Below are 12,855 nucleotides of genomic sequence, written 5' to 3' on the forward strand. Positions count from 1 at the left end.
GGTGTGCTTTTTTTTGCCTAAATTTTAAGGGGATAGCGCAGTGCTATCCCCAAAGACTATTTAAGTGGAAAACGAGTAAATAGATATAAGGCTTAAGTATTCCCGCTCGCCATAGTAACGATGCGTTTTAAAGTCCAACGCAACAACACAGGGATACATTCCATGCCTTTCTCTTCGCAGTGAGACACAATGGCTAGAGCTAAATCTGGCTTCGCATGTTTTTTCAAAACGCGGTTAACCACTTTCTTCGCCGGAATTGGATGGTCATGAGGGACTTTGATCATGTCCTTAAAGAAAAGCTCGAAACCATGATTATAAAGAAAATGCTCGATGTCTCGATCGGGCAGTTCAGTGAGCCTATGGCGCTCTTGATCATGCCCAAGCTGTGCTCTTACGGTGTGGGCGTATTTTTTACCCGCAGGGTCACCATCGGTAACCACATGCCAATCGATACCGAACTCTTTGGCTACTTTTATTAATGAACGTAAGCCAGATTGTGCAAATTCGACAATCTGAACCCCTTCAGCGGCGAGATCGTATCCACATTGCCTTGCTAATTCATTAAACAACCAAACCTCAGTTTCGCCTTCCACTAATAGCCAGCAACGCGCAAACAAAGCGCCAGCGCGATGAAAACGAATGTGGAAACCAATTCGTCTTAGCTCGTCACCACCAAACTTAGACGTGTTTAGACTCTTCGCGATAGTTTTATCGGACAGACGGATAAGCCTACGGATGGAGTAGAGCGGCACGGAACCAAGCAAACTGCCACTGTTCGTGGTTAAGATTTTTTGCATTGGCAAAAGTTGAAGCAACGACCAAGCTCGAGCTAAATGCGTTGGGTGTAAACGACCTTCTGGATCTTCGATGATCAAAATAGGCCGCGCGCAACGTCTTAAATCCGTCGGCCCTTTGGCTTGGAGATATGCATTAAGCAACCCCATTAAGAGCAAGCGACTTTGCTTATCGTTGGTCTCTTTCAGGTATTGGCTCAATCCTTTATCAGAAGATGGGCTAGTGTAGAATAATCCGTCTCTCGGTTTTCTAGGATTGCCTTTACTGATGCTACGAAACGCAAAATAGTGCTCGACCAACGTTTTCATGGCATCGAGACTGCTTCGTATTTCCCCTTTGTTTACATGACCCGGCATCGCCAATAAACGTCGACAGGTATTGTTGATGCGTTTTTCGATACGCGCGTTTTTGCTGTCACCATTAATGTGTGACGGACGAGGAAAGCGACGAGAATCCCTTAGTCGAATGACAGGGTGCAACGTCATCAACTCAACCGCTAATTTCTCTGAATGGTGAATCTGTTTCGGTTTGCCATCACGGTCCAGAAACGCGTATTTGGTTGTGATGTCATGATCAACGCGAGAGGCACTGATTCGATAATAAATGACATGTTCGCCATCTTCTGTTGTACACCAAGCGGGTTTGATGCGGCGATAACGACCAGCGTTTGCTTCATGTTTATCTTGTGCTTTGAAGCAAACAATAATTTGGATGTGTTGAGACTGAGGGTGAGAAATGGAGTAGTCGACGTGGAAATCTTTCAGTTCGAACTCATACAGACTTCCGTTGGCTGGTAACGCGATAGATAGGGCGTCGAGCAATGAAGATTTGCCCCACGTATTCTCACCAATGAGGGTAGTGAGTTCATCAAAAGAGAGTGAAAGGCGTTTGATGCCTCTAAACCCGGAGATTTCGATGCGTTCTAGTCTCATCTCAATCCTCCTTGCAATTATTTGAATTATAGAGAGTTATTTTGCTACTCCTAAGCATATATGAATTCGAAATTTTTGAGTTAAGCTCAGTTCACAAAATTACGAGAGCCTCCTATTGAATAGAGACCGCGACAAGCGTAAGTTGCTTTCAATTGAACGACAGACAGCATCGTGATCACGTAAACGTGAAATCAAAAATTCACAGTTTCATAAAATTCATGATTCTGTCATGATTCACTTCTTATTATTATAAGGAATGAAAAGAGAGAAGATGAAAATGAATAAAAATCATAAGCCAGTAAGAATCAAACTGGCACACATCAATGACACTCATTCCTACTTTGAGCCAACGTCATTACAGCTAAAACTCAAAATCGACAAAGACCTCATATTAGAACCTTATGTTAGTGCGGGCGGATTCTCACGAATCGCGACTCGAGTTGAACAGCTACGTGATGATGCACAGCGTCAAGGGCAGGGAATGTTGTTCCTTCATGCTGGCGACTGCTTCCAAGGCACGCTCTATTTCTCCTTATTTAAAGGCAAAGCGAATGCCGATTTGTTGAATGCCTTGAATATTGATGCCATGGCATTGGGAAACCACGAGCTCGACATGGGGAATGAACCAGTTGCACTATTTTGTCAGCGTACAAATTTTCCGCTGCTCGCAGGCAACTGGGATCTGTCCAATGAGTCAAAAAACAAAGCGCATCGACTAAGCGACTGTAACAACGTACTGAGCTATCAACCGGATTCACGCAGTGCGCAATACCTTGTGAAAGAGTTTAACGGTGTAAAAGTCGCTATTTTTGGTTTGTCCATCGATAAAATGAGCGATATAGCAAACCCTGACGCCGATACGCCATTTATGACTGCAATTGAAACCGCGAAAGCGACGGTCGCACAAATTCACAATGATGGAATCAAAAACATTATTTTACTGAGTCACCTTGGTTACGAGGGCGACTTAGAACTTGCAGAGCAAGTAGAAGGCATCGGGATCATCGTGGGTGGTCATAGCCACCGTTTGCAAGGTGATTTTACTGCGATTGGTTTGGGTGCAGATGATCCTTATGGTATCAAAGTAAATGGAACCTACGTTGTGCAAGCCGGTTTTCATGCTCTGACCATGGGCCATTGTGTGCTTGAGTTTGACGAAAATGGCCAAGCAACCATGTTGAATGGTCAAAATGAATTGCTTTTAGGGCGCCGTATTTTCTGGGATTCAACGTTGAATCAACAATTGGACCAAGGCGTATTTGAAACCGCTTGTGATTTTATTCACGGCCAACCAAATGTTGTAGTCTGTAAGAAACACCCAGAAACTCAAGCTATTTTGAGAGATAAATACATACCTCGCGTGCGTGCCTTGCAATCGCAGGTGATCGCTCATGTGGAAAGCAAAAAGCGTCATGTCCGTATTCCGGATGAGTTGGGCGGAAGTGAACTTGCCGGTGCGGTCGCTCGTTCTTTCCTTCATAGCTTAAATAAACGCGGGCACAACGTTCAATTTGCAATTCATAATGCAGGTGGCGTTCGTACTTCACTCAATCCAGGTGATATTACAGTGGCAGATGTTGCCGGACGATTATTGCCTTTTGCCGTACCGATCGGGTTTTACGATGTGAAAGGTGCGGTTATTCGCCGAGCTCTAGAAGGTGCAATCAATAATGCACTAAACAACGGCGTAGAAGGCACTGGGTCAGGCAGTTACCCATATACGTACAATCTGAACTTTGACTATCAAGCCGATGCGCCAAAAGGTGAGAGAGTCCAACGATTAGAAATATTTGATGGATACCGCTGGGTAAAGGTTGATGATGACACTTGGTATCGTGGCACCTCTTCGGCTTACACGATGAAAGGCAAAGAAGGCTATGAAGCCCTGCTTGATATGAAAGGCGAGGGTTGTGTGAGTAACTTATCAATGGCGGATTGCTTTATTGAACTACTTACAGATGAGCCTAACTGTTTGAACGAAAGTCACAAACTTTACTCTCAACAAAATCGTTAATCATTCTTGGTATTGATTTTGCTGTACTTTCCACACTACATGCGAGTGAGAGGGTGGAAAGTATGTGGAAAAAAGACTGGGCAGACGCCGCAGTGGTCATTGCGTGGGTAGCCGCTTGGTCCATGCTTGTGTATTTTGTGCCGCTAAATGGGCTATAAAGAACAAAGAGCAATAAGAGGGAGCACTGGTCAGTGCTCCTTTTTTTATATTCATATATTTGATGGACTGCTGGCGATTAAATGCATTGATTTTATTGATAGGGAATTTTTGTTGGAAATCAGAATGATCAGGCGTATGATGGCGGCGTTTGGGGAGTAGTTAGCGCAAGTTTACTTATCGTCATCTCGTTAAGCGATCGCTTATCCGGTAAGTAAAGGTGTCTGATTGAACATTCAATCTTGGCACTTCAACGAGACCAACGCATTCATTGATTAGCAGACACATGGGTAATGTGACTGCTGGTTTGTATTGTTTGCGGAAGGTCACCAAACACTGCTGTCCTTCCGCGTGGGAGGAAGCATGTCTCTTATCGAAAATACCACCCAGTTAAGCCAATCTGTTCTATTTCAAGAATCACTGACAATGTATGGTGCATTCGGCCTTTTCACACTCGTTTTGGTTGCGCTTGATATCTATCAAACCCGAGGCGGTGCCATTACGATGCAAAAAGCCATCGTTTGGAGCATATTCTGGTTCTTACTCGCGTTTCTTTTTGCAGGTTCCATCTATTTCTTTTGGGACGTTTACGCTCCTCATAGTGCTTACAGCAATGAGAAAGCGACCGTTTCATTCCTAACTGGTTACTTGCTCGAAAAATCATTAAGCGTTGATAACTTATTTGTCTTCGCCATCATATTTGCCCAATACAAAGTGCCAGAGCATCTTCGTCCTCGTGCGTTGCTGTGGGGTGTGATTGGCGCGTTGCTTCTGCGTGCAATTATGATTGCTGTCGGCGCGCAGCTGCTCGCCCAATACCATTGGGTACTCTACCTATTTGCGGCGTTCCTAATCTGGACAGGCATTAAGCTTGCTCGCGACAAAGGTGAAGAGGAAGAAGTGAACCCATACCCAGAGCAAGTGATTCGTAAATTGCTGCCAGTGACGGATGAGTATCAAGGTAATCATATGTTCTTGAAGCAAGCAGGGAAGTGGGTTGCGACGCCAATGTTAATTGTAGTAGGCGTGATCGCCGTGATGGATGTGATGTTTGCACTCGATTCAATTCCGGCTATTTTTGCGGTCACTCGCGAGCCATTCTTGGTGTTAGCGGCTAACGTATTCGCGTTGTTAGGCTTACGCTCGCTGTACTTCGTGCTGCAAGCGATGCTGGACAAGTTTGTCTACTTAAAACCTGCGCTCTCTGTGATCATGATGTTTATCGGTGTGAAGATGCTTTTGGTCGGAACAGAATACGAAATCCCAACGATTTGGTCGTTGACGTTCTTGATTCTAGTAATGACTTCCGCGGTAGTTGCGTCGGTGTATAAGAACAAAGAAAACAGTCGTTCTCGAGTTAATATTACTAATCAAAAATATTGATAACCGGATTTTTGAAAAGATATTTTTAGTATTGATTAGTTAAATATTTGTTACTTAAAAGCTTGGAGTTATCCCTGCAACTCCAAGTTATTCAAGAAAAGTACGCGGTTGTTGAATTTTTATGCGAAAAGTGGGCATTTCTAGCTCGCAGCAATGTGAATGATTTGTTTTATTAGAAAAACTAATTTGGTTGGTCAAATTTTGTCATTTTTTAAACAGTGAGGAAGTGACTACTATACAACCAACAAAACATATTACTGCTTTTAAAGAGAGGCAATCATGGCACAAGCAATGCAAATGACAAATGTAGCTTTACCAACCTCTATGGATAAGAAAACCTACGCGGTTAACTTCAAAGGATTGATTGCTCACTTACTCGACATTCTTTTTGTAGATAACTCTGCTCCTCGCAGCTACTACGCAGAAGATTTGTCAGCTCACATTCAAAAAGATATCGGTATGTACCGTTAATCTGAACACTGTGAAAAAAATGCCAGCTTAGCCGCTGGCATTTTTGTATTTGCTGTTTCAAAGGGACCTGATTCAAACGCATGGGTTAGGGGGCCTTCCGAAGCACAAACAAAAACGGGGTTCCAACTGGAACCCCGTTTTATACAAAAGTAACTAAAATTACTTCTTACGGCAGTACTCTGCGATCACGTACATTGACTGACCACCGTTTGCCTTACCTGAAATCAGTTTAGGGTCATCACCAAGGCTGATACCGCGAATCACAGTACCTTGCTTAATTACTTGGTTTGTACCTTTAACTGGTAGATCTTTGATTACTGTTACATCGTCACCTTTCTTAAGTTCAGTGCCGTTGCAGTCAACAGTTTTGTCATCAGCAGACATACCTGTCATTGCCCAGTTCTTTTGCTCTTCTTCCATGTACATCATGTCAAGAGCGTCTTGAGCCCAGCTTTCAGAGTTTAGGCGAGTTAGTTGGCGCCATGCAGTTACTTGTACTGCAGGAACCTGGCTCCACATGCTTTCGTTCAGACAACGCCAATGGTTAATGTCTTTAGGTTCTTCGATCTCGCTGTGGCATTTGTCACATACCATGATAGCGGTATCAACTGTTACGTTACCGTGTGGTGGTACAGCGTAAGCAGTTAATGGAGATTCAGATGAACACAGTTCACATTTTGACTCGCAGCGTGCAAGCAGAGTAGCTTCGATAGACATAAGGACTCACCTTAGTAATGTTATTTTGTGGCGGTATTATCCACTTTATCCTGAGAAATAAAAGGGTGTTAGCGAATTAAAGCCGAGATTTTACAATATTCCAACCTGATTAGGTGAAAGATGTAAAACAATCGCTAAATAAATAATATTTGGAATATAAAAGAAGTGGTCAATTACCTTGGGTTATGAATTGTTGTGTGAATTATTCAACACTCTTTTGAGTGCGAAAAATAAAAAACCCAGCCTAAGCTGGGTTTTTTCGATGGATGAATGGTCGATTATTTCAGTACTGTTGTATCCGAAACATCACTCAATGCGTTGTCCATCAAGAAGTCCGCGTTTTCTTTTTGCATTTCAGCATGATGATTGATATCGGCAAGTGTGCCTGATGGCGACGCAAACGTACTGTGTGAAGCAATAGCGTTGAATTGAACAAAGCTTGACGTCGCAGCGACCGCTGTATTTAAGCTATTAACCTCAGTTAAGCCCAATTTCTTGGCTAACGGCTCTGTACCTGCAAATGGCGCGTTCGCAACGTTATTCGGTACCGTCTTATCACCTTCAACTTCTGTCATCAAGAATGGTGTAGTTAGAGTGCCTGAAGCAACTAGGTCTGCGGCATTAGTAAATGGATCTACAGTATCAAGCGTGGTTTGCGCTGCGTAGATGAACTGTGAGAAACCAGCACTCAGAGCTGCAAGCTGTTCCGGTGTCGCTAAACCTTCAAAGACCTCGTAACATGCTTTGTCATCTAACTGAGCACACTGCGCGTCAGCGTAAGACTTGTAATCCGTTGATGCTGCATAAGCAAGGTTGTGCTTGATTTGTGGGCCAAAGTCTGAAGAACCCAACAATAGATTACCGATTTGACCACCAGAGTTCTGAATAGAGGCCGCGCTAAATGTATACAGTGCATCAGCAGTAGGGCTGCCTAGTGTGTTGTTTGCAGCAGCAACCGCAGACGTACCAACAATACCGCCTAGTGAGTGACCTAGCATTTTTACTTGAGAGCCCGTCATTGGGTTAAAACCTTGAAGAGGGCCGCCAGCCAATAGACCGCCTTGCGCTGATACTACTAAACTAGCACGTAAGCCCAATACATCCAGCACGCTTTGACGAAGGTTATCACGCGCTACAGCAAGGTTAGACAGGTTCAAGTAAGCAAGAACGTTCGCATTTGCCGATCGTTGTTCGTCTAGGCTACGTGTACCGTGGATTGGAAGATCGATAGCGATAACAGCTACGCCAGCCTGCACCATATTAAAAGCAAATGCATAGGCGTTTTCTTTCGCTGAAGTGATACCGTGTTGGTAGATCACCACGTCTTTTGCAACACCATTTTGAGGAGTAAACAGTAAGAACTCGACATTTTCTAAAGACTTAACCTCAGGAACAGGAGAGTAACGAGTAATAACTCGCTCACTATCCAGCTGTGTACCGTCGTTTAAGTACAGTTTCGAGCCTACCAGTTTTAGCTGCTCAGTTGGATCTGTTGCCAGCTTGCTAACGTCTACAGGAGAGCTTGCGAAAACGCCAGAAGAAAGCTGCTGAACCATGTTCGCTTGTTCTGCTGGATCGGTAAGTGCTGCGTTTAGCTTCGCTAGGCTTGGCATAGCAGACACCATCGGTTGCATGTTCCAGTTTGCGCCTTTTTCAAGGTAGTGTGGCAGTCTTACTTGACCCTGAGTAACATTCACACTCGCGCCAGATTGCAGGTAAAGACCTTTAATCGCGGTTTTCGCTGCATCTAAGTCACTGACGTATTTATTAAAGTCACTGTCCGAATCTAACGCTGTCATAAAGTCTTGTGTCTCACCAAGCACCATTGTGTACGCAGTAGAAAGGTCGACAGCATTCTCGTTAGTATCATTTTTGTAAATGGCATTTAGCGTGTTCGCGCCAGTAGCAAAACCTGTCGCAGTAACACCTTTAACAGCCGCTAACGTGTCACCTACAGATTGAGTGCTGAACCATGATGAGTAGACAATATCAGCTGGGTTGACTTGCGCTAGACCAAAAATACCTTCGACAGCTTCTGTTACCGCTTGTACGGATGCAAGATCGCCTGATTCGTACTTAACTTGTTTGCTCTTTGCCACCGCGTAGCTTGAAGAGGTGCCAATAGGTTCGCCATTAACGTCGGTTACGTCTTGCGTGACCGCGAAAATGTATTCGCTGGATTCATCAAGAGAATCGGCAAACTGAACATAAAGAGATTTACCATTGGCTTGAACAACGTAATCTTGGTTCTGAACAAGGACTTTTGAAATCGGGTTAGTTTTTCCGTCCCATTCCGTCAAACGCTGGTTGATTTTGATAACTTTAACGCCAGAAGCCAACATGCCAGGAGCGAAGCCATCGCCGTTAAAGTTCAAAACGATAGGCATAGACGTTGACCAACCGTCCATTGTGTTCATTGATGCGCGTGGATTAGTAAGGGCATCATCACCGTTAGTTGGCAGACCAAGCGTACCATCTGACGTATCCATAAGTAGGTAAGAAGGGGCAGGTACGTCTGCGTTTGCACCTTGGATAGTAAAGCTAATTGAAGTGCCACGATCTAGCAATGCTTGAACTTCCGATTCAAACGTTACTTTATCTGTTGTGCCTGAGCTTGATGTGTTGTCGCCACAACCTGCAAGTAGGATCGCAGAACAAAGCAGTGATAGTTTAAACGTATGTTTCATTGGGTTACTCCGAGAATCCTATTATTTGAAGGTGTAGTTCATCTGTACTGCACTGATGTATGCCGTACCTTCTGAATCAAACTTAATTTCTTGACCTGCTGCGTTAGTCTCAGTGAAAGAGCCCGACTCACTTTGTACCAATGCAAAACCAGCATCAAACGATAGGTTTTCATTCATTGCATACGTTAGACCCGCGCTGTACCACATACGGTCACTATCAGGGATACTCAATGTTGCTTCACCCGCTTGCTCGTCATAAGCCAAGCCTGCGCGGAATGTCCACTCTGTGTTTAGCGTGTAAGTTGCACCTACAGAGTAACGGTTGTTGTCTTCATACTTTTCTGGTTTGAAGAAACATACGCCGCCTTTACATTCATTACTGGTCGCCTTTAGCTCTTTAAAAGTGCTCCAGTCAGTTTGTTGCCAACCGTAATGAATCGCCCATTGGTCATTAAGTTGATGGAATGCAGAAAGTTCGATAATAGAAGGAAGCGAAATCTTCAAGCGACCATCAACTTTTGCTGCGGTTGCGATGCCAGAGTCGTAGCTGCTGAATTCACCATCATCAAAATCTAGATCGACTTTAGAACGGTAGCCAAAGCCAAAACGGTTGTTTTCGTTAAGTTCAAATAGGGCACCAACGTTCCAACCCCATGCGAAAGTCTCACCTTCCATGCCAATTAGGTTATCGGATTTACTGCTACCAGAACCAAATAGCGGCGCCAACGCACCTTTATGACGTGTCAGTTCAGCTTCTGCATAAACTAAGTTGATGCCGCCACCAACACTGAATTTTTCGTTGATGCGGTAAGCAATGTTTGGATTGATATTGACAGAAAGTAGCGAGGTGTCGCCAGCCATATCACCCGCAGAAATATCATCTGGATAATCTGTTGCAACACCGTAAGTGGTGAACATACCGATACCCCAAGCCCAGTTGTCATTGATTGGGCTGATGTAATAACCCGCAGGAACCACTTGCAGTGGTGCTACGTCATCAGATTGCTCTTTATGAAGCGTATCGTAAACGTTGACTTCAGGATCAACGATAGAAAGTGCGCCAGAAAACTGAGCTTCTTTGAAAAGAGTCATTGCTGCTGGGTTACGTGCAAGGACGCTGGCATTGTCTGCTACAGCCCCTTCACCTGAGAATGCTCGACCAAGACCAGATGCCGAGTGTTCAGCAACCTGAAAGCCCGCTGAATGGGCATTACACGCAAACAATATTGAAATTGTCAGCAGAGAGCAGTGCTTCTTGTTCATCCTTGACCCTCCTAGGGTGTCATTATGCTGGACCGAAGTCCTTGTAATTGTTGTGTGGTACTAAACAGCAGTTGTGATTGCGTTGAAACACAGCTGTGATGTAAACGTAATGTTAATTGTATGTTTAATAACTTGTCAAAGTTTGAGCGTATTTGGCGTTTTAAATTTGATGCATACGTCAAACGCCTGCTCGTAAGGGCATGTATTATCGTTATATTTTTTGTGGAAATGGTACGACCAGAATTGTTTTGCAAATCTTATGATTAAATAACCTTCAAATCTTGAGTTCACATGCTTTGATGTCACTTGTTATAAGAGGCATAATTCGACCTTTGTGGTTATCGCATTAGGAATCGCGTTGGAATTACTACACACTGAATTTTTAGGTCGCCCGTTAAGATTAGAAGGATCGATGACGGGATGGCAGCAATTGTACTGGAACAACACTCTAGTTTCTCAAATTGATGCGAGCGAAAAGAAAACAGAAACTTACACGCATCAATTTAAGCTGAGTGCTGGAGAAGAGGTTTTGCTCTGCCAATTAGACTGCACATTGGATTGGCAACCTTTTGATCTGACCTATCGCGCCACCGTTAACGGTGAGCTAATTACGGAAGGTTCAAGAAACGAAAAAGATATTGAAAGGCAGGTGCCACAGGTCGCGCCACCATCAGAAAAGCGCTTGAGTGTCATCGGTATTTTTTCCTTAGGTATGAAAGCCTTAAAAAGCGCGAAAGTGATTAAAGTTGCGCTGGCGTCAGCAAGTTTAGCTGCCTATTCATGGTTGTTTTCTATTGAGTTTGCTCTGGCTCTTATCGCTTGTCTTATGTTCCACGAATATGGGCATATCAAAGCGATGAAGTATTTCGGTATGAAAACCAAGGGCATTTACTTAATCCCGTTTCTAGGAGGCTTGGCTTTAAGTGACGAGAAAATAAACACGCGTTGGCAAGATGTCGTCATTTCAATCATGGGGCCTTTCTTTGGATTGGTTTTAAGCATTGTGTTTACTCTGCTTTATTGGATGACAGGCGAAATGATATTCGCTGGTCTTGCTGTGTTTAACGCGCTGCTAAACCTCTTTAACTTGCTGCCGATCTTACCGTTAGATGGTGGCCATGTTCTAAAGAGTATTACTTTCTCGATGAATACTTGGATTGGGTTGGCGGGCAGCATTGTTACAGCACTACTTGGTATTGCGCTCAGCTATTCATTTGGTTTAACGCTGCTCGGATTCTTACTGATGATGGGGATGCTGGAAGTGGTCATGGAATGGCGAGCAAGACATCACAGCCACTTGTTGCCACTCACTCGCTACGCTCAATTGTTCTCATTGGTTTGGTATTTAGCATCCGTTGGTGGTTTTGTTGGGATTATTTGGTATTTCGCGGGGCTGGGTGACAGCTTACTCAGCTTACCTTTGCAAATTCTTGGAGCTTAACGAAAGTTCTCAACACACAGATAACGAAAAAGCTCCTTAAGTAGGAGCTTTTTTGTATCAGACTTTTGTAGGGTTATACGCTTTCTAACCACATTTCGGTGCTTTCACATTGTACTTCGGTAACTTGTTGATGGTTGCCTGCAAGTCTTTGATTCGCGTACTGTGAGAAGGGTGAGTAGAGAAAAATTCCGGCGGCTGCGCTCCACCTGATGCTGCACTCATGTTTTTCCACAGATCGACGCTTTGATTAGGATTGAATCCAGCTTTCGCCATGTACTCTAAGCCAACGATATCCGCTTCAGACTCTTGCGTTCTTCCATAAGGGAGAATCACGCCGTACTGCACACCAACACCTAACGCGGCCATAGTGAGCTGTTGATATTGTTTGTATTCAGATGCGCCAATTGCCACATTGGCTAACGACAGCCCAGCATTGGCCAACTGGCTTTGAGACAGCCGCTCGTTACTGTGTTCTGCTAAAACGTGCGCCACTTCGTGCCCGATAACCGTTGCTAACTGATCTTGGTTTTTCGCTACCTTGAGAAGGCCAGTGTAAACACCAATTTTTCCGCCTGGCAACGCAAACGCATTGACTTGGTCACTATCAAACACCACGACCTCCCAATCTTTGAAACCAGCTTGAGGTGGAATGGCATTGGTGATCTGCTTAGCTACGCATTGTACGTAAGCGTTGGTCTTTTTATCTTTACTGATTGGAATATCCTTCTTCATTTGATCAAAGGATTTTGCACCAAGTGATGACATTTCTTGATCTGAAAACATCAGTATTTGATTTCGACCAGTTGGTGAGGCGCTGCACGCAGTTAAGCCTGCTAAGGTCAAGAGAGCAGAGGCTTTAATCCATACCTTCATAAGTGGCTCCATATTCACTAATTCTTGTTTTGAACCAGTAGTATATACCCAAATGATGACAAGATGCATAGGCGAGGTAAGTGTGATTGTAGAGTTGAGGGCTAGCGCGTTTTGTCTTGAAGT

9 protein-coding genes are annotated in these 12,855 nt (G+C 44.1%); 4 read left to right on the plus strand and 5 right to left on the minus strand.

What is annotated here, in order from left to right:
- Positions 1 to 92: 92 nt before the first annotated feature.
- A complete protein-coding gene (locus ACF8OV_RS21010; RefSeq protein WP_015313222.1) occupies positions 93 to 1,727 on the minus strand; it encodes an ATP-dependent endonuclease in 1,635 nt (544 codons plus the stop codon).
- Between the two features lie 271 nt (positions 1,728 to 1,998).
- On the opposite strand from ACF8OV_RS21010, the gene ACF8OV_RS21015 reads away from it, so the two are divergent.
- The 3 genes from ACF8OV_RS21015 (at position 1,999) to ACF8OV_RS21025 (ending at position 5,751) form a co-directional block, all read left to right on the plus strand.
- On the plus strand, positions 1,999 to 3,741 hold the full coding sequence (locus tag ACF8OV_RS21015) for a bifunctional UDP-sugar hydrolase/5'-nucleotidase (protein ID WP_203503083.1): 1,743 nt from the start codon (positions 1,999 to 2,001) through the stop codon (positions 3,739 to 3,741).
- A 519-nt stretch (positions 3,742 to 4,260) separates the two neighbouring features.
- Positions 4,261 to 5,280, plus strand: a complete 1,020-nt coding sequence (locus tag ACF8OV_RS21020) for a TerC/Alx family metal homeostasis membrane protein (protein WP_023622961.1) — start codon at positions 4,261 to 4,263, stop codon at positions 5,278 to 5,280.
- Between the two features lie 279 nt (positions 5,281 to 5,559).
- Positions 5,560 to 5,751: a hypothetical protein gene (locus ACF8OV_RS21025; protein ID WP_005451745.1), complete on the plus strand. Its 192-nt coding sequence runs from the start codon at positions 5,560 to 5,562 to the stop codon at positions 5,749 to 5,751.
- A 159-nt stretch (positions 5,752 to 5,910) separates the two neighbouring features.
- On the opposite strand, the gene ACF8OV_RS21030 is transcribed toward ACF8OV_RS21025, so the two are convergent.
- The 3 genes from ACF8OV_RS21030 to ACF8OV_RS21040 form a co-directional block, all read right to left on the minus strand.
- On the minus strand, positions 5,911 to 6,468 hold the full coding sequence (locus tag ACF8OV_RS21030) for a PhnA domain-containing protein (protein ID WP_005455388.1): 558 nt from the start codon (positions 6,466 to 6,468) through the stop codon (positions 5,911 to 5,913).
- A gap of 278 nt (positions 6,469 to 6,746) precedes the next feature.
- Positions 6,747 to 9,155: a VolA/Pla-1 family phospholipase gene (locus ACF8OV_RS21035; RefSeq protein WP_203503080.1), complete on the minus strand. Its 2,409-nt coding sequence runs from the start codon at positions 9,153 to 9,155 to the stop codon at positions 6,747 to 6,749.
- Positions 9,156 to 9,176: 21 nt separating this feature from the next.
- Entirely contained in the window at positions 9,177 to 10,418 is a 1,242-nt protein-coding gene (locus ACF8OV_RS21040) for an outer membrane protein transport protein (protein ID WP_005455385.1), read from the minus strand.
- Positions 10,419 to 10,776: 358 nt separating this feature from the next.
- Between ACF8OV_RS21040 and ACF8OV_RS21045 the strand changes: the two genes are divergently transcribed.
- A complete protein-coding gene (locus tag ACF8OV_RS21045) occupies positions 10,777 to 11,859 on the plus strand; it encodes a site-2 protease family protein (protein WP_317676201.1) in 1,083 nt (360 codons plus the stop codon).
- An 84-nt stretch (positions 11,860 to 11,943) separates the two neighbouring features.
- On the opposite strand, the gene ACF8OV_RS21050 is transcribed toward ACF8OV_RS21045, so the two are convergent.
- Positions 11,944 to 12,732: a M48 family metallopeptidase gene (locus ACF8OV_RS21050; RefSeq protein WP_005455384.1), complete on the minus strand. Its 789-nt coding sequence runs from the start codon at positions 12,730 to 12,732 to the stop codon at positions 11,944 to 11,946.
- Positions 12,733 to 12,855 lie beyond the last annotated feature (123 nt).

Origin of the sequence: Vibrio sp. GLN_1, from assembly GCF_043106015.1 — a bacterium.
Classification (GTDB): domain Bacteria; phylum Pseudomonadota; class Gammaproteobacteria; order Enterobacterales; family Vibrionaceae; genus Vibrio; species Vibrio parahaemolyticus.